16 protein-coding genes are annotated in these 17,541 nt (G+C 45.1%); 12 read left to right on the top strand and 4 right to left on the bottom strand.

Translation table 11 applies throughout. The annotated features are described in order from the left end of the window. The first annotated feature begins 12 nt into the window (after window positions 1-12). The 3 genes from tyrS to OA34_RS03520 are packed head-to-tail and all read left to right on the top strand — an operon-like array spanning window position 13 to window position 3,975. Complete coding sequence (gene tyrS / locus OA34_RS03510) at window positions 13-1,224, top strand: tyrosine--tRNA ligase (RefSeq protein WP_039672410.1); 1,212 nt, start codon at window positions 13-15, stop codon at window positions 1,222-1,224. Next, on the top strand, window positions 1,224-2,321 hold the full coding sequence (locus OA34_RS03515) for a nitronate monooxygenase (RefSeq protein ID WP_039672411.1): 1,098 nt from the start codon (window positions 1,224-1,226) through the stop codon (window positions 2,319-2,321). The genes tyrS and OA34_RS03515 overlap by 1 nt, the downstream gene beginning before the upstream one ends. Continuing rightward, window positions 2,305-3,975: an N-acetylmuramoyl-L-alanine amidase gene (locus OA34_RS03520; RefSeq protein ID WP_039672412.1), complete on the top strand. Its 1,671-nt coding sequence runs from the start codon at window positions 2,305-2,307 to the stop codon at window positions 3,973-3,975. The genes OA34_RS03515 and OA34_RS03520 overlap by 17 nt, the downstream gene beginning before the upstream one ends. On the opposite strand, the gene OA34_RS03525 is transcribed toward OA34_RS03520, so the two are convergent. Genes OA34_RS03525 through aspS form a run of 3 tightly spaced genes read right to left on the bottom strand, consistent with a single transcriptional unit; the run spans window position 3,935 to window position 7,032 of the window. Continuing rightward, complete coding sequence (locus OA34_RS03525) at window positions 3,935-4,696, bottom strand: competence/damage-inducible protein A (protein ID WP_039672413.1); 762 nt, start codon at window positions 4,694-4,696, stop codon at window positions 3,935-3,937. The genes OA34_RS03520 and OA34_RS03525 overlap by 41 nt on opposite strands. Window position 4,697: 1 nt before the next feature. Then, a complete protein-coding gene (locus OA34_RS03530) occupies window positions 4,698-5,270 on the bottom strand; it encodes an adenylate kinase (RefSeq protein ID WP_039672414.1) in 573 nt (190 codons plus the stop codon). Window positions 5,271-5,283: 13 nt separating this feature from the next. After that, window positions 5,284-7,032 (bottom strand): aspartate--tRNA ligase, encoded by a 1,749-nt coding sequence (gene aspS / locus OA34_RS03535; RefSeq protein WP_039672415.1) that lies wholly within the window; start codon window positions 7,030-7,032, stop codon window positions 5,284-5,286. Window positions 7,033-7,177: 145 nt separating this feature from the next. Between aspS and OA34_RS13490 the strand changes: the two genes are divergently transcribed. After that, the gene (locus OA34_RS13490; RefSeq protein ID WP_286682821.1) at window positions 7,178-8,017 is read left to right on the top strand and encodes a GGDEF domain-containing protein; all 840 of its coding nucleotides are present in this window, start codon (window positions 7,178-7,180) and stop codon (window positions 8,015-8,017) included. Window positions 8,018-8,032: 15 nt separating this feature from the next. Here the strand turns inward: OA34_RS13490 and OA34_RS03545 are convergent, their stop codons facing one another. Next, entirely contained in the window at window positions 8,033-8,602 is a 570-nt protein-coding gene (locus tag OA34_RS03545) for a YajG family lipoprotein (protein ID WP_039672416.1), read from the bottom strand. Between the two features lie 76 nt (window positions 8,603-8,678). Here OA34_RS03545 and OA34_RS03550 point away from each other — a divergent pair, with 76 nt between their 5' ends. The 8 genes from OA34_RS03550 to hisB form a co-directional block, all read left to right on the top strand. Next, window positions 8,679-9,554, top strand: a complete 876-nt coding sequence (locus OA34_RS03550) for an NAD(+)/NADH kinase (protein WP_039672417.1) — start codon at window positions 8,679-8,681, stop codon at window positions 9,552-9,554. Next, a complete protein-coding gene (locus OA34_RS03555; protein ID WP_039672525.1) occupies window positions 9,551-11,089 on the top strand; it encodes a DNA repair protein RecN in 1,539 nt (512 codons plus the stop codon). The genes OA34_RS03550 and OA34_RS03555 overlap by 4 nt, the downstream gene beginning before the upstream one ends. A gap of 101 nt (window positions 11,090-11,190) precedes the next feature. Beyond that, the gene (locus OA34_RS03560) at window positions 11,191-12,840 is read left to right on the top strand and encodes a lactate permease LctP family transporter (protein WP_039672418.1); all 1,650 of its coding nucleotides are present in this window, start codon (window positions 11,191-11,193) and stop codon (window positions 12,838-12,840) included. A gap of 118 nt (window positions 12,841-12,958) precedes the next feature. Further along, window positions 12,959-14,212: a response regulator gene (locus tag OA34_RS03565; RefSeq protein WP_039672419.1), complete on the top strand. Its 1,254-nt coding sequence runs from the start codon at window positions 12,959-12,961 to the stop codon at window positions 14,210-14,212. Next, a complete protein-coding gene (locus tag OA34_RS03570; RefSeq protein WP_039672420.1) occupies window positions 14,212-15,012 on the top strand; it encodes a TatD family hydrolase in 801 nt (266 codons plus the stop codon). The genes OA34_RS03565 and OA34_RS03570 overlap by 1 nt, the downstream gene beginning before the upstream one ends. Window positions 15,013-15,050: 38 nt before the next feature. Further along, window positions 15,051-16,286, top strand: coding sequence for a lytic transglycosylase domain-containing protein (locus OA34_RS03575; RefSeq protein ID WP_039672421.1), 1,236 nt, complete (start codon window positions 15,051-15,053; stop codon window positions 16,284-16,286). A gap of 16 nt (window positions 16,287-16,302) precedes the next feature. Next, a complete protein-coding gene (locus tag OA34_RS03580; RefSeq protein WP_039672527.1) occupies window positions 16,303-17,058 on the top strand; it encodes a septal ring lytic transglycosylase RlpA family protein in 756 nt (251 codons plus the stop codon). A gap of 1 nt (window position 17,059) precedes the next feature. Beyond that, window positions 17,060-17,541: imidazoleglycerol-phosphate dehydratase HisB (gene hisB, locus OA34_RS03585; protein WP_039672422.1), on the top strand; the 482-nt coding region annotated here is incomplete at its 3' end.

A 17,541-nucleotide genomic window follows, 5' to 3' on the forward strand; every position in this document is an offset into this window, starting at 1 on the left:
AGAAGGAAAAGTATGAATCATCACGTAGAAAATGCGCTCAACGAGATTAAACGAGGGATCAGCGAGATCATTGATGAAGAGCGCGTGGTTAGCTTGGTTAAAAATTATTTTGAAAAAGGCGAGCGATTCTTGGTTAAAGTCGGCTTTGATCCGACGGCTCCGGATTTGCATTTAGGGCATACCGTCCTGTTACAAAAAATGGCGCTACTTCAAAAATTCGGCGCAACGATTCAATTTCTAATCGGCGATTTTACGGGTATGATCGGTGACCCGACCGGTAAAAACGAAACACGTAAAAAATTGACGCGCGAAGTCGTTCTTGCCAATGCCCAAACGTATAAAGAACAAGTTTTTAAGATTTTAGATCCCGAAAAAACCAACGTTATGTTTAACTCAAAATGGATCGAAGCGTTAGGTTCGGCAGGACTCGTGGAACTGACGACGACGTTTAACGTAGCGCGTATGCTAGAGCGCGAAGATTTCGAAAAACGTTACAAATCGCAAGCACCGATTTCGATCAGCGAATTTTTATACCCTTTATTGCAAGGTTACGACAGCGTCGCGATGAAATGCGACATCGAAATGGGCGGAACCGACCAAAAGTTCAATCTTTTGATGGGACGCCATTTACAACGCGCCTATAATATCGGAAAAGAGCAAGCCGTAATTATGATGCCTCTTTTAGAGGGCTTGGACGGCGTCAATAAAATGAGTAAATCTTTAGGGAATTACATCGGCGTTACCGACGAGCCTTCGGATATGTTCGGAAAGATGCTTAGTATTAGCGACACGTTAATGTGGCGTTACTACGAGCTTTTGAGTACAAAAACGCTCGAAGAAATCGCACAATTAAAAGCGGGAGTTTTAGATGGTTCGGTTCATCCAAAACATGCCAAAGAGGCTTTAGCGCAAGAGATCGTTACGCGTTATCACGGGCGCGATGCGGCTCAAGCGGCTTTGGAGTCGTTTAACCGCGTTCACGCGCAACACGAGATTCCGGAAGATATCGAAACGTTTACATGTAACGAATCGCCGATATGGATTGCGAAAGCCCTTGTCGACTGCGGACTCGAAACTTCGACGTCTCAAGCCAGACGCGACATTAAGCAAGGGGCGATCAAACTCGATCAAGTTCGTGTCGAAGACGAGCAACTTCAACTCGCTAGCGGTGAATACGTCGTGCAGGTAGGAAAGCGTAAATTTGTAAAATTAAAGGTGCAGTGATGGCGTTTCAACCTCTTACAATCGGCAAATATACCTTACAATATCCTATCGTTCAAGGCGGTATGGGATTGGGAATCAGCTGGGATAAGCTAGCCGGAAGCGTGAGTGCCGAAGGGGGCTTGGGCGTGATTAGCTCCATCGGTACGGGGTATTACGAAAATACGGCATACACGAAGAAAACGATCAATTCGCGTCCGTTTGATACCGAAAATTTTTATTCCAAAGAGGGCTTGAGTGCCATTATTCGCAATGCCCGTAAAATTTGCGGCGATAAAGCGTTGGCGGTCAATATTCTGTATGCGATTAACGATTACGATCGCGTGGTGAAAGACGCCTGTGAAGCCGGAGCGAATATGATTATTACGGGGGCGGGACTTCCGACCAATTTACCGGAATTTACCGCAGATTATCCCGATGTTGCTTTGATTCCTATCGTCTCCTCGGCAAAAGCGCTTAAAATTATCTGCAAACGTTGGACGCAACGTTACAATCGCCTTCCCGACGCTATCATCGTCGAAGGACCGCTTAGCGGAGGACATCAAGGCTTTACCTACGAGCAATGCGCTATGGAAGAGTACCAATTGGAAAATTTAATTGCTCCGATTCTAGAAGAGATTAAAGCATGGGGCGATTTTCCGTTGATTGCCGCAGGCGGTATTTGGGATCATGACGATATTCAAAAAATGATGGATTTGGGGGCAAGCGGCGTTCAGATGGGAACACGCTTTATCGGTACGCATGAGTGTGATGCCGACTTGGTTTTTAAAGAGATGCTGGTAGATGCACGCAAAGAAGATATTCAACTCTTTAAATCTCCCGTCGGGTATCCTGCGCGCGGTATTCGAAGTAATTTGATTCAAATGGTAGAGAAAAGAGAAGGACCTGCGATTCGTTGCGTCAGCAATTGCGTGAGCCCGTGCCACCGCGGTCAAGAAGCCAAGGCGGTCGGGTATTGTATTGCCGATCGTTTGTTCGATGCATACGCGGGTAAAAAAGAGACGGGGCTTTTCTTTACCGGAGCAAACGGTTACAAACTGCATGAAATTATCAGCGTCAAAGAACTTATGGCAAAGTTGGTGTATGGGGAAACACATTAAAACTTTTTTCTTTTTTCTGTTGACGTGTTTGACGCTTTACGCAGCACCCAATTACATGCAACAGTTAGAAAGTTATGACGCAAAGATCAATCAGCAAACCGGAAACGACGAACTTTTAAGGGTTTTTCACGGACTTAAGGCCGTTTACATTCAAGCGATTATCTCAGGAGATAACGCATTGAAAAAAGAGACGTTGGAGCGTTTGATCAAAACGGCCAAGATTCTTAAATTGGATGCTTCAAAGTATGAGTCCGAACTTGCGACGATGGGAAAAGAGACGAAAAACGCTTCTTCCGCTACGACGACGTCAAAATCTTCGAAACCGACGCCTCCTCCTCCGGCAGCGGAAGAGAGTTTAGTCGGCGAGTCGCCTAAAGCAGAAACTGCCTCGCCAAAATCGGCAAGCTCTTTTAAAAGCGAGCCGGAGAGCAAGCCCTCTTTTGCGTCAACGACACATGCCTCTTCGTTACCCAAAACCTATCGCGGTAAAAACGTCTTACAACATGTCAACAGCGATAACGATGAAGTCGTACTCGAATTCGGGGAAGAAGTAGCGGAAAAGAGCATCAAGGTCTTTGTGCTTAAAACACCGCCTACCTATAAAAAGATCATCGATGTTCCAGGAGTCGTCCTCAATGCTCCGATTGCGATCAAAACGCCCTCAACGTTGCAAGGATTGAAAATTAGTCAATTTAGCGACGATACGATTCGTATCGTTTTAGACGTCGATCAATCGCTTGAAACCTATGTGAGCGTGCTTTCCAATCAGTTGATTTTTTCGCTTGGAAAACAACCGATTTTGACGCAAAAAAAGATAACGCCTCCGCCGACAAGCAAGAGTGCCGAGACAACGCCTTTACCTTCGCAAAAAAATCCTAGCGCGAGCGTGAAGGAAAAAGAAACGCCTCAAAAAGCACCGACGGTAACGACGACGGAGCCTTTAGCGAGTAAAACAACGGCTAAAACCAACAAACGCAATAAAACAATCGTCATCGATGCGGGGCACGGCGGTAAAGATGCGGGTGCTATCGGCTATAAGCAACGTATGGAAAAACATCTGGTTTTAGATATGGCACTGCAATTAGGCCAAGAGCTCAAATCCCGCGGATATAAAATCTATTTTACACGTCAAAGCGACGAGTTTATCAACCTTCGAGATCGTACGAAAGTCGCGAACGATAAAAATGCCGATTTGTTTATTTCGCTGCATGCCAATGCCGCGCCGAACGAGGCAAAAAAACTCTCGATGAAAGGGTTAGAAACGTTTTTCCTCTCCCCCGATCGTTCCGAGCGATCTAAAAACGTTGCCGCTTTGGAGAACCAATCGGATATGGAAGAGATGGACTTTTATTCGAAAGAGACGTTTTTGAACGTTCTCAATCGCGAAAAGATCATTTTATCCAATAAAGTTGCAATCGATGTGCAATCGGGCATGTTAAAAAGCGTTCGAAAAAAATACAGTGTCGAAGACGGCGGCGTCAGAGAAGCACCGTTTTGGGTTTTGGTCGGAGCGACGATGCCTTCCGTGTTGATAGAATTAGGCTATATCAGCAATCCTGACGAATGCGATAACATGTTCAATCCTCAGTACCAAAAGAACTTAGTGGAAGGTATTAGCAACGGTATTGATCGCTATTATGCGAACAATCCGTGACGACTTTACCTCTTTGTACGGCTTCGCGTTGAAAATAGTCCGACCACTGTTGCACAAGGGCTTGATTTGCGTGTGCAAGATAGATTTCCACGATACGTTTTTCACCGACAAATCGCGGTAGCGAAGAGAAATCTAACTCCGGCGGTAGGGCTTGCATTATGTCGATTAAATCATTTTCGGCGGCTTCGACGATAAACGTTTCGCTGTAAGGTTGCGGCTGATTCGGAAAATGGGTATTGAGAGCTTCTTGCACCATCGGCCATGCCATCGATGGAAATCCAGGAGTGAAAAAGAAGCGGCGAGAGAGTGAAAAACCCGGTACGTTATTGACAACGTTGTGTAGAAGCTCAGCCCCTTTGGGGAGCATTGCCATAGCGATACGATGCGGATAAGCCTCTTCTTTAAACTGTTTTACGATGCATTCTTTTGCTTTGACATGTAAGCATAAAGGCTCTTGCGTAAAGACTTCGGCAGCGATGGAACGCGTTAAATCATCAGGCGTCGCACCGATACCCCCAAAACAAAAAAGAACACTCTTCGTATCGCGTAAAACGGTCTCGAAGCAATTGCGGATCAATGATTCTTCGTCGCGAATGACGAAGTTGGCATGGTGAAGAAGTCCTCGGTTGCGTAATTCTTGATTGATAAAGGCGAAGTGTTTGTCTACTCTGCGAGCATTCAGCAACTCGGTACCGATGATCACAGAGTAGAAATGAAGCATTTTAGATACGGCTTTTAACGAAGCTTTCCATTTCGTTGACAATCTCTTCGATCGTACGTTCACCGTTAATCGTATGTAACAGATTTTTGGCACCGTAAAAAGCTTGAATGCCGGCTAAAGGTTCGGTATACACTTTCATACGGTTTTGAAAGACTTGCACGTTGTCGTCCGCACCGCGTGCACGCCCTAAAACGCGATCGCATGCGACTTGTTCGCTCACTTCGACTTCGATAACATTGACGAGTTTTACCGTCGTCTCTTTTTCCAAAATAGCGTCAAGTGCTTTCATTTGTTCGTCCGAACGCGGGAAACCGTCGATTAAGATAACGTCTTTCGGGCTATTTTTAATCGCGCCGACGATAGTGTTAATGACGATATCGAGCGGAACAAGATTGCCCGCACTAACAAAAGCGTCGATGGTTTTTCCAAGCTCGCTTCCTTTTGCCACTTCGTCGCGGAGAAGTTCTCCTGTGGAATAATGCGCAATACTCTCGCTATTTTTTTTGGCGATAAGGCTTGCATCGGTCGTTTTACCGCTTCCGGGAGCTCCGATAATTAAAAACAGTCTCTTCACTGGCACATCTCCTTTATTTGATTTTTTCACGAAGGCGAATACCCAAGTCGCGTAATTGATCGTTTTCGACCGCACTTGGAGCACGCGTTAGAAGGCATTGGGCTTTTTGTGTTTTCGGGAACGCGATAACGTCGCGAATACTCTCGCTTCGCGTAATCAGCATCATCATACGATCAAGTCCGATCGCCAAGCCGCCGTGAGGCGGTGCCCCGAATTTGAGCGCATCGAGTAAAAATTCAAATTTCTCGTGTGCCTCTTCATCGCTGATACCCAAAAGATTAAAGACTTTTTGTTGAATCTCTTTTTTATGAATCCTAATGCTTCCGCCTCCCAGTTCCACGCCGTTTAGAACGACGTCGTATGCGATGGATTCCATCTCGTCGATCGGCGTATTGTCGATGTCTTTTGGCATCGTAAAAGGGTGGTGCAAGGCTTTGGCTTGGCCGTTTTCAACTTCGAACATCTCAAAATCGACGACCCAAACGAATTCAAACGTATCTTTAGGAATAATGCCCATTTGTTCGGCAAGGAAAATACGGAATCGACCCATATAATCGAGTACGACTTTTTTATCGCCGGCACCGAAGAAGATCGCATCTCCTACATGTAAGTCTGCCGCGTCGATAATCGCTTGAAGATCCGCTTCATCGAAAAACTTCGTTAAAGGTCCTTTGAGTCCGTCTTCTTTCATTTGAAAGTAACCCAAGCCTTGTGCGCCGAATTTTTTCACGTACTCTTCAAATCCTTGCATTTGTCGTTTGGAAAAGATGGTGTCGCCGTTTGGAACTTTAAGTGCTTTAATGCGGTTTTTCTTCGTGTCTTTGGCGATAGAGCTGAAAATTTCGTTTTTACATCGTGCAAAAATATCGATGACGTCGATCATGGAGAGGTCGTAACGAAGATCGGGCTTGTCGGAGCCGTATCGCTCCATCGCTTCTTTGTAACGAATGCGGTTAAACGGAATAGAAATCTCGTATCCGCAAGCATGAAAGACGTCTTTGAGAAGGTTTTCCGTCACGCGCATGACGTCTTCTTGCGTACAAAAGCTCATTTCGATGTCGATTTGGGTAAATTCAGGTTGGCGATCCGCGCGTAAATCTTCGTCGCGGAAACATTTGGCGACTTGAAAATAACGATCAAATCCCGCACACATCAACAATTGTTTAAAAAGTTGGGGAGATTGCGGGAGCGCGTAAAATTCACCGTTGTGAACGCGACTGGGTACGAGATAATCGCGCGCACCCTCCGGCGTCGATTTGGTCAAAATCGGCGTTTCGACTTCCAAAAAGCCTTGCGCATCCAACGAATTACGCACCGCAACGGTTGCCTTACTTCGAAGTTTAAATATTTCATACGCTTTAGGATTGCGCAAGTCGAGGTAGCGGTATTTTAGACGTACGTCTTCTCCGACGTTGTTGTCGCCGATAACGAACGGAACGGTTTCGCTCACGTTTTCGATGATTAATTCGTCGACGACGATTTCGATTTTGCCCGTTTTAAGGCGCGGGTTTTCAAGCCCTTCGCCTCTGGCGCGTACTTTACCTTTTGCTTTGAGCACAAACTCGTCTCTGACGCGTGCGGCAATGTCGTGAGCGCGAACGCTATCGGCAGGGTCGCACACCAATTGTACCAATCCCGATTTATCGCGAAGGTCGATAAATATAACGCCTCCGTGATCTCTATTACTGTTGGCCCATCCGCAAACTTCTACGATTTCGCCGATATTGGCGACATCTAAATCCGTACAATAATGACTTCTCAATTTTTCTTCCTAACATAGGTCGTTTTTTAAAGCTCTTAGTATAGCTAAAAGTAACTTGTCTTTAGTTTATTTTAGAGGCGATTACTCTTTTTTGTGGTACAATCCTCGAGCATATGGTTTTTAATTTGTGAGGATTCGGGGTAGCATGAACAATGTAATGATTTGCCTAGAGCTAACGCTTTTAGCCGTAGGAGCTTTTTTTTTAATACGATCTCTTCGACCTATTAATCAGTTAATTTTAGATTTGACGGATCAAAAGCTGATTCGCCAGTGGAAAACTTTGAGTGTTTTGATTCTCTCTTTTTTGATCGGCTATCTGGTTTTAGGGTACGATCTTTGGGTTCACAAAGACAACTCTTCGTTTATCTCGGTCATGATCGCTTTGGTGCTTTTCTTAGGCGGTACGTTTGCTTTTTTGGTCGGACAATTGGCACTTTATACCGCGAACGATATGAAACATTTAGCTCTTTTGCAGCAAGAAAGTATTACCGACGGCTTAACGAGACTTAAAAACAGACGCTATTTCGATCAACGTCTCTCCGAAGAAGTCGCTCTTTCCAAGCGTTATAAACTTCCTTTGAGCTTGATTCTCGTCGACGTGGATTATTTTAAAAAAATCAACGACGTTTTCGGGCATACGGTTGGAGACGAAGTATTGAAAAACCTGTCGAATATTATTATGGAGACCGTACGCGACAGTGACGTCGTAGCTCGCTACGGCGGTGAGGAAATCGTCATTATTACGCCCAATACCGATAAAAAAGAGGCGTCGCTTTTAGCGGAGAGATTACGCGAGAAAGTTGAAAAAACCGTGATGGCAACCGTCGAGACGACGCAAGAGGTCGTGCAAGCGACGATTAGTTTAGGCGTTTGTGCCTTGAGTCATGTGATTTTAGATAAAGAAGCGTTGCTTGAAGAGACCGATCAAGCCCTTTATTTAGCAAAAAAATACGGACGAAATCGCGTCTCTATCAGCAGTTGGTAGGAAAATTTCCTACCGTTACATACGTGTTAAGCGCGTTACGATTTGATCGATACTATCGGAAAAAAGACCGTATAAAAAGGGCTCCAAGTCTTTAGAATTGTACGAAGGCGCGATCCATTTGCTCCCTTTTTGTTTAAAGTTTTGCGTGATCACTTCGTCACCGCGTCTTACGATAACTTCGATTTCAATTTCGCCGTATAAATTCGCATCGAAATTTTTATCGTTATAAACGAGTTGGATATTTTTAAGATAAATTTCCGCGACTAAAGATGCCGCTTGTGCGGAAGCGTCGGTGTTGAAACCCGCAAGGTTCAGCGCGTAGCCAAGACCTTCTTTATAGCGATCTTCAAAGTTGACGTTGCTATAAAACTGGGTTAAAGTATCGCCTTTTTGTTCGACGTAACCGATGACTTTTTTATCGGCGCGAAGGTCTTTAACGAGTCTTACGTAGACGGTTTTTTTCTCTTTAGTAAGAGGCCCTTTGTACTCAGCTTTGTACGATTCAAGGTTTAAAGCTTCATTTTTATACGTACAACCGCTCAAAAGCAAGAGCATCGCACCCATAAAAAACAGTAAGGTTTTCATGTTTTCTCCTAGTGATATTTGGCGCGAATTATAACATAATCGATGATTAATAAAATACAAGGTAGAATGAGTTTCCATGAAGATAACACAACACAATCAACTTTTATCGGCTATCACGTGCGTCGGACTGACAAGCAAACCTAATGACGCGTCGCTTCGTATTTTCGTCGACGAAATTCGCATGGCATTGCACCGACGGGGCGTTTCGTTACTGATCGACGAAGTGAGCGCGCAAACGCTCGGAGCGGAAGGAACGCCTTTTGATACGATGTGCGCCCGAAGCGATTTTCTCATTTCGCTCGGCGGAGACGGTACGCTGATTTCGTTGTGTCGCCGTAGCTTTGCGTATCACAAGCCCGTGTTAGGAATTTACGCCGGACAACTGGGCTTTTTGACGGATATCCAAACCGAAGAGATTAGCCGTTTTATCGACGGGCTTTTTGCCGAGAATTACCGTATCGATACGCGTATGATGTTGGAAGTCTCCCTTCACGCCAAAGGGCATATCCAAAAAGCGGTTGCGTTTAACGACGTCGTCGTATCGCGTTCCAAAATCTCTCACATGAGTACCGTACGTGCTTACGTCGACGGGCATTTGTTTAACACCTATTACGGCGACGGCGTTATCGTCTCGACGCCGACCGGCTCGACCGCATACAACCTTTCCGCCGGAGGGCCGTTGCTCTATCCGTTGACCGAAGCTTTGATTTTAACGCCGATTTGTCCGCATTCGCTTACGCAACGCCCCTTGGTTTTGCCGGTCGATTTTGAAATTTCGTTGGAGAGTGAAGACGATACGGTCGTCGTGATCGACGGGCAGGAGACGTATAGTATGAACGATTTTGATCGCATTAGCGTTAAGATCGCCAAAAAAGGCGCACGGTTGATTCACCGTTTGGAGCATGACTATTTTGACGTGTTGAGAAAGAAGTTACGTTGGGGGCATATGTGATAGAGCGATTGTTGTTAAAAAACCATCTTTCGTTTGAGGCGTGCGAGCTCGAGTTTCAAAACGGCTTGATCGTTTTTACGGGGCCTAGCGGCGCGGGTAAATCGGTTTTAATGCAAGGGATGCTGAGCGTATTCGGTTATGGTGAAGCACAAGCCGACGTTATCGAAGCGACGATTACTCAAAAGCTCGGTTTGGAAGCGTTCGGTTTTGAAGAAGAAAGCCCCAACGTGTTTAAATTTTTGAAAGCCAAAAGTGCGCGCTATTTCATCAATGCACAAAGCGTTTCCAAAAAAGCTCTTTCAGACATTTCGCGTACGTTTTTAAGTTCTTTGGGCGTTAAAGACAGTAGCGAATTCGACACGAAACGCTTAATCGAACTTTTAGACGGCGTTTGCGCTTCGCACGAAGCAACGCACCTTCAAAACGTGGCGCATTTTCAAACGCTTTTTCAAGAGTACGTTACCTTAAAAAACGAGCTTGAAAGCGTGGAAGCCGAAGAGAAAAAAATTGAAGATCTAAAAGAATTTGCTCGTTTCGAAATTGCTAAAATCGATGAAGTGTCACCTAAAGTCGGTGAAGACGAAGAATTGCTTTCGTTTAAAAAGTCGCTTTCTAAAAAAGAAAAAATCGAACAGGCGATGCAAAAAGCCTCTGAAATCTTTGCTTTAGAATCAAGCGTTTACGAAGCACTGCATCTTATGGAAGCGGACGCCGCGTTTTTCGATGCGTGTATTAACGAATTGCGTTTGATTTTTGAAAAACAAAGCGACACCCTAGAAGCGTTGGAAGAGATCGACGTCGAGAATTTACTCGATCGCATCGAAAAAATTTCCCAATTGAAAAAACGCTACGGTTCGATCGAAGGCGCGTTAGAACACCGAACAAAACGCCAAGAAGAGTTGGCGCGCTACGAAAATATAGCGTTTGAAAAAAGCCGTTTGGAAAAAGCTCTTGCCAAATACGAAAGCGATGTCACGGCTTTGGCGCAGGTTTTATCTCAAAAAAGACGCTTACATGTAAGCGCGTTGCAAGAACATTTGAACGCCTATTTATCCCAACTTTACATGCCGCCTTTAAGCGTAAACATGCAAGAGGGGACTTTAAGCGAATACGGTTGCGACGTCGTTCAAATCGCTTTGGGAAAAGTGGATTTGAAGAAAATCAGTTCGGGTGAATACAACCGTTTACGGTTGGCGTTTTTGGCGGTACAAAACACGTTTTTACTCTCCGGCGGAGGTGTTTTAATCTTAGACGAGATCGACGCCAATTTGAGCGGAAAGGAGTCTATGAGCGTTGCAAACGTCTTAAAACAACTGTGTACGCGGTACCAAATTTTTGCAATTTCACATCAACCGCAACTCTCTTCACGTGCCGATCAACACTTCTTGGTTGCGAAGCAAGGATCGACTAGCTCGGTAAGAGAACTGCAAGGCGAAGAGCGAATGGAAGAACTTGCCCGCATGGTCAGTGGCGAACATGTTACCGATGAGGCAAAACAGTTTGCTAAAACCCTTCTTGAAAGTGCAAAATCGTAACAACTTTTTCAGTGCTTCTTTTTTTATTCTTCTAAAATCATACGAATATCATACCGTTCTTTTACTCTGCGTGTAGAGTTTACATTCAAAAGGAGGTACGTATGCAAACTTGGCAACAAGTTTATGCACCTATCGGTGGGAGTTTAGGGTTATCGGCACTCGTGGCGTTAATTCCGATTGTGTTTTTCTTTATGGCGTTGGCCGTTTTTCGAATGAAAGGGCATTTGGCTGCGACGATTACGTTGGCATTGTCGATGATCGTTGCCGTCGTTGCTTTCGGAATGCCTACGGGTATGGTGGTTTCATCCGCCGCATACGGGTTTTTGTTCGGATTGTGGCCGATTGCTTGGATTATCGTCGCTTCCGTTTTCTTGTACAAATTGACGGTTAAAAGCGGACAATTCGGCATTATACGTAACTCTATCATTTCCATTACGGAAGATCAGCGTATTCAAGTTATTTTGATCGGTTTTTCTTTCGGAGCCTTTTTGGAAGGTGCCGCCGGTTTTGGCGCTCCGGTCGCGATTACGGCGGCAATTTTGGTCGGTCTCGGATTTGCTCCGCTTTACGCCGCCGGCCTTTGTTTGATTGCCAATACCGCTCCTGTCGCATTTGGCGCCTTGGGTATTCCTATTTTGGTTGCGGGCAAAGTAACCGGCATCGATCCGTTTTTGGTCGGCGCGATGGCGGGACGTCAATTGCCGTTTCTTTCAATCATTATTCCGTTATGGATCGTAGCGATGATGGACGGTTTTAAGGGCGTAAAAGAAGTGTGGCCTGCGGCACTCGTTGCCGGCGGAAGTTTTGCGTTTTCTCAATACGCGACGTCAAATTTCATCGGACCTGAGTTACCGGACGTTACATCGGCGATCATTTCTATCGTTGCTACGACCGTTTTCCTCAAATTTTGGAAACCTAAAAATATCTTAAAAGGTCACGTATCCGCCGAATTGGAACGTGAGACGCAAAAAGCGCACACGGGTGGGGAAGTTTTGAAAGCATGGTCTCCGTTTATCATCCTTTCGATTATGGTTACGATTTGGACGACCAATGCGTTTAAAGCCTATTTTGCCAAAGGTGCGATTATGGCGGGGACGATTTTCAACTTTGAATTTAGTTCTATCAGCAACGCGATCTTTAAAATGGCGCCGATTGTTGCCAAACCGACGGCATTCCCAGTGATTTATACGTTTAACCCGATTTCGGCAACCGGAACGGCCATTTTCTTTGCCGCAATTATCTCGATGTTTATTTTGCGCGTCGATATGAAAACGGCGGTCAAAACAATGGGCGAAACCCTCTTTGAATTGAAATGGGCCATCTTATCGATCGGTATGGTTTTAGGGTTTGCGTTTGTGATGAACTATTCGGGTATGTCGACGACGATGGCGTTGGTATTGGCGAATACGGGCTTCTTATTCCCGTTCTTCTCTCCGATTTTGGGTTGGTTAGGTGTTTTCCTTACCGGGTCGGACACCTCTTCCAATGCGCTTTTCTGCGGCTTGCAACAATCTACCGCACACCAATTGGGCTTAAACGAGACCTTAATGGTTGCGGCGAATACCACGGGCGGCGTCTGCGGCAAGATGATTTCTCCGCAATCGATTTCCATCGCATGTGCGTCTGCCGGTATTGTCGGAAAAGAGTCCGATCTCTTCCGATTTACGGTTAAGCACAGCTTGGTGCTAGTCGTGATCATGGGGATTATGACGATGGCGCAAGCATATGTTTTAACATGGATGGTTCCGTAAATTAACCTTTTTGCGACGGCGGATTCCTCCGCCGTCGCCTTCTTTTAGAAAACTCCCAATGCTTTTATGTTACAATCAAAAATCTAATAAACGTTAATGCCCTCAATTAGGATTTTGAATGTCGCGTGAAAAAATACTCATCGTCGAAGACAATAAAGCACTCTCAAAACTGATCGTTAAAAAAATGCAATCCAGCCTTGATTTCGACATCGATGCCGCGTATAGCTACGAAGAAGCGTTGGCATTGGTTGAAAAAGAAAAAGACTATTTCGTGGCTCTTTTGGATTTGAATCTGCCCGATGCGCCGGAGGGCGAAGTGGTCGATATGATTTTAAGCCATAAGATTCCTTCCATCGTTCTGACCGGTTCGATGGATCACGAGACGCGCGAAAAAATCTTAAAAAAAGAGGTTATCGATTACGTTCATAAAGGCAATATCGACGACGTGAATTATATTTTTTCGCTGATCGAACGCCTGCATAAAAATCGTAACGTTAAAGTACTCGTCGTTGACGATTCAATCGTCGCTCGTGCTCAAATTAAAGATTTTTTACAGCGGCATATGTTCAAAGTGCTCGTTGCGGCACACGGCGAAGAAGCTTTGGCGTTTTTAGAAGACAATCCGGATATTAAACTGATTTTGACGGATTATTTAATGCCCGTCATCGACGGCGTTGAATTAACGAAAGAGGTACGCAAACGTTATTCGAAAAACGAACTGTCCATTATTGCGATGACCGCCAGCAATGCGGAATTGATTTCGGCGCATTTTTTAAAAATCGGCGCGAACGATTTTATCAACAAACCTTTTAGTCAAGAAGAGATTACGTGTCGTATCGACAATTCGCTAGACGCGCTTGAATATATCGCTACGATTAAAGCCATGGCGCAAAGCGATTTTCTGAGCGGTTTGGCAAACAGGCGTTTTTTCTTTGAACAGATGCAACACTATTTTAAAGAGGCGAAAGAGCACAGCGAGCCTTTTGCTCTGGGATTGATTGACATCGATCAGTTCAAACAAATCAACGATACTTTAGGGCATCGCATCGGTGATGCTGTGATCGTTGCCTTGTCCGAACAGCTGAAAAACCATTTTTGCGATAATGCTTTTATTTCGCGTTTCGGCGGCGATGAGTTTTGCGTCGTGCTCAAACAGTGCGACCCCAAAAAAGCGTTAGCTTATTTTGTTAAATTTACCGATGTCGTATCGCATTTAGCGATCAGCGTACCGGAAACAAAATCTTTACATGTCAGCGTCTCGATCGGCGTGACGTTTAACGACGTCGGTTCCCTCGAAGAGATCGTGCATCTAGCCGATCAAGCGCTTTATAAAGCCAAACAAAACGGGCGCAATCGCGTGGAAGTTGCTTAATGATCATCGATACCCATTGTCATTTGGACGATACGCAATTTGCGGACGATTTGGATGAAGTCGTTTTACGGGCCAGCAAAGGCGGCGTGAAAGGCATCGTGATTCCGGGTGCGGAGATCCATGATCTTGAGCGCGCCCAAACTCTGGCACATCGCTACGAACATATTTTTTTTGCGGCGGGGGTGCATCCATACCATCATGATCAATACGACGAAACCGTTTTGCGCCGCTTTTTAGAAGATGAAAAATGCATTGCGATAGGTGAGTGCGGATTGGACTATTTTCGCTTACCCGAAGAAGCTGAGGCTATGGTTAAGGAAAAAGAGAGGCAAAAAGAGATTTTTCGATGTCACGTGCGTTTGGCAAAAGAGCTCCAAAAACCCCTCATCGTACACATACGCGACGCAAACGACGATAGCAAACGTATTTTATTGGAAGAAGATGCGGGTGTTATCGGCGGTATTTTGCATTGCTACAATGCCTCCAAACATTTGCTCGATTTAGCCGATCACGGGTTTTATTTCGGTATCGGCGGCGTCTTAACGTTTAAAAATGCCAAGAGCCTTGTTGAAGTTTTACCGTTAATTCCAAAAGATAAGCTTTTGATCGAAACCGACGCTCCTTACCTAACGCCGGTGCCTTTTCGAGGGCAGAGAAACGAGCCTTTTTACACGCGATTGGTTGCTGAGAAGATGGCAGAGGTTTTAGAGATGAGTGTTACGGATATACACGATTTAACCACAAAAAATGCTCTTTTTCTCTTTAAAGCTTTAGAAAAGATAAAGTTTGATACAATCTAAAGATAACATCAAGCAAAAACGACACGAAAAGGAGAGGCATGTACAAGGTTATCGTAGCCCTTTTTTTAATCTTTCAGAGCCTGCATGCTTTCTTAAGCACCGATAACACCGACTACCAACAACAACTAACCGCTCTTAAAAATTTCGATCTTCCCAACACTTTTTTAAAAGATTCTATTTTTATCTCCATGAAAGAAGATGCCGAGACGTATAAAACCAAACACTTTCTCAAAACGCTTGAAAACGGCGATAAATTTATTCCGATTTTACAAAAAATGATGCAAGAAGCCGGCGTTCCTTCCGAATTTTTATACCTTGCGATGACGGAATCGAGTTTCAATCCATACTCTTCTTCTTCGGCAAGGGCTTCGGGTATCTGGCAATTTATTCCGGCAACGGCCAAACTCTACCGTTTAACCAACGATAGTTTTGTCGATTACAGGCGCGATCCGGTTAAATCGACCGAAGCCGCTATCGCCTATTTGAAAAACTTACACGGCATGTTCGGCAAATGGTATCTTGCCGCGTTAGCGTATAATTGCGGAGAGGGAACGGTTTCCAAAGCCATCGAAAAAGCCGGAACGGACGATATTAACGTTTTATTGGACGAGCATAAAAAATATTTACCCAAAGAGAGCCGACTGTATATTCGTAAAATTTTGATGATGAGCTATATCTCTAACAGCACCGACGTGATGCTCGATAACGGTTCGGAGTACCTTCTAAACCGTGCCAACAACGCTACGTTCGTTAAAGTGAGCGTCAAAGGCGGTACGTCGCTTAAAGATATTGCGGAAAGCATGAGCATATCGATGAGCGAGCTTAAAGCTTACAATCCTCACCTGAAGCACGCTTTTACACCGCCCGTGAATACCGAAAGCTACGTTTACATTCCGCAAGATCGCCAAATTGCCTTTACGCAAAACTTCGATACGACGAAAGAACCTCAAAAGTATACCCTTTACGTTGCCCAAAAGGGCGATTCGTTAGATAAAATCGCACAAAAATACGGTACGGCATCGCAAAAACTGATCGAACTCAACGGTTTAAAAAGTGCCGCGCTCAAACCGAAAACCGAACTCATCGTTCCTTTAGGAGCTCCGAAAGCGTCTACGTCTTTGATGCAAGAAGCGGTTTACATCGCGAAAGCGGGAGATTCGATGGAGAGTATTTCTAAAAAATACGCTATTTCCCTCGATATGCTTTTAAAAGCGAATCATAAAAAAGAAGCTTTGGTGAAAGCGGGAGAGAGTATTGTTATTCCGAAACGTTAGTGCCTTTAGCCTTCTTATGCTTGCGTGCATTTCGTGTTTTACGGGATGTTCTTCGCGTAGTTCGTATGTACATACGCCTCGAGGGGCAAGCGGTTCTAGCGAAGAAGCGGCTTCCATTAACAACTCCCCCGCAATGCACCGGGCCACGATGCGACCCTATACGATCGACGGAAAAACTTACTATCCGACGATGGTCAGCGTCGGGGATTATTTCAGCGGCGTGGCAAGCTGGTACGGCAAAGATTTTCACGGCAAAAAAACCTCAAACGGCGAAGTGTATAACATGTACGATTTAACCGCCGCGCATAAAACCCTTCCGATGAACACGATGCTCAAAGTGACCAACCTTAAAAACAATAAAAGTATCGTCGTACGCGTCAACGATCGAGGGCCTTTTGTGGGTACGCGTATTATCGATCTTTCTTATACGGCGGCTTCGAGGTTGGAGCTCGTCGCTAACGGTACGGGTCCTGTAGGATTGGAAGTCATCGGTTTTGCAGGCGTCGTCGCACCGGCGGGTGCGCCTAAAGAGAGTGTCGTAGAGAGCGATTATTTTATTCAAATCGGTGCGTTTAGAAGCAAAGAGGGTGCCGCACGGTTTGCTCAAAGCAATATGAATGTTAATAATCGCTACAATGCGGTCGTGAAAGAAGGAACGTTTGAAAATCAGCCGATCTATCGCGTCTGGTTGAAAGGTTTCGGTAGTGAAGCGGAAGCCTCCGATTTTATTGCAAAAGGGCAATTTAAAGGCTCATTTATCGTAAGGGAATAACATGATAAAAACCGTAGAACGCATTACGAAAGAGACGAATATTCGCGTCGAGCTCAATTTAGAAGGAAGCGGGCAATCCGCTATTTCAACGGGTATCGGCTTTTTCGATCATATGTTGGAAGCATTTTCGAAGCATTCTCAGATCGATTTAACCCTTACATGTCAAGGCGATACGTATATCGATTTTCATCATAGCGTCGAGGATATCGGAATCGTTTTGGGACAGGCGCTTAAAGCCGCGATCTATCCGATCGAAAAGGTAGAACGATACGGTAATGCCGTCGTCGTTATGGACGAAGCGGCGGTCGAATGCGATTTGGATTTGAGCAACCGCGCTTATTTAGTTTACGAAGTAGACGCGGAAGGAAAAGTCGGCGAATTCGACGTTGAATTAGCCGAAGAATTTTTTAGAGCCGTTGTGCAAAATGCCGCTTTGAGTGCGCACATTATCGCACGACGCGGCAGAAACAAACACCATCTTTT

This window comes from Sulfurospirillum sp. MES (genome assembly GCF_000789415.1).
Lineage (GTDB): Bacteria > Campylobacterota > Campylobacteria > Campylobacterales > Sulfurospirillaceae > Sulfurospirillum > Sulfurospirillum cavolei.

Excerpts from the sequence above, each read along its gene's own strand:
- OA34_RS03550 (WP_039672417.1), top strand. The coding sequence starts at position 8,679 with ATGAAGATAACACAACACAATCAACTTTTATCGGCTATCACGTGCGTC.
- OA34_RS03580 (WP_039672527.1), top strand. The coding sequence starts at position 16,303 with ATGCTTGCGTGCATTTCGTGTTTTACGGGATGTTCTTCGCGTAGTTCG.
- OA34_RS03560 (WP_039672418.1), top strand. The coding sequence starts at position 11,191 with ATGCAAACTTGGCAACAAGTTTATGCACCTATCGGTGGGAGTTTAGGG.
- OA34_RS03565 (WP_039672419.1), top strand. The coding sequence starts at position 12,959 with ATGTCGCGTGAAAAAATACTCATCGTCGAAGACAATAAAGCACTCTCA.
- OA34_RS13490 (WP_286682821.1), top strand. The coding sequence starts at position 7,178 with ATGAACAATGTAATGATTTGCCTAGAGCTAACGCTTTTAGCCGTAGGA.
- OA34_RS03520 (WP_039672412.1), top strand. The coding sequence starts at position 2,305 with ATGGGGAAACACATTAAAACTTTTTTCTTTTTTCTGTTGACGTGTTTG.
- OA34_RS03545 (WP_039672416.1), bottom strand. The coding sequence starts at position 8,602 with ATGAAAACCTTACTGTTTTTTATGGGTGCGATGCTCTTGCTTTTGAGC.
- OA34_RS03525 (WP_039672413.1), bottom strand. The coding sequence starts at position 4,696 with ATGCTTCATTTCTACTCTGTGATCATCGGTACCGAGTTGCTGAATGCT.
- tyrS (WP_039672410.1), top strand. The coding sequence starts at position 13 with ATGAATCATCACGTAGAAAATGCGCTCAACGAGATTAAACGAGGGATC.
- OA34_RS03570 (WP_039672420.1), top strand. The coding sequence starts at position 14,212 with ATGATCATCGATACCCATTGTCATTTGGACGATACGCAATTTGCGGAC.
- OA34_RS03575 (WP_039672421.1), top strand. The coding sequence starts at position 15,051 with ATGTACAAGGTTATCGTAGCCCTTTTTTTAATCTTTCAGAGCCTGCAT.
- OA34_RS03515 (WP_039672411.1), top strand. The coding sequence starts at position 1,224 with ATGGCGTTTCAACCTCTTACAATCGGCAAATATACCTTACAATATCCT.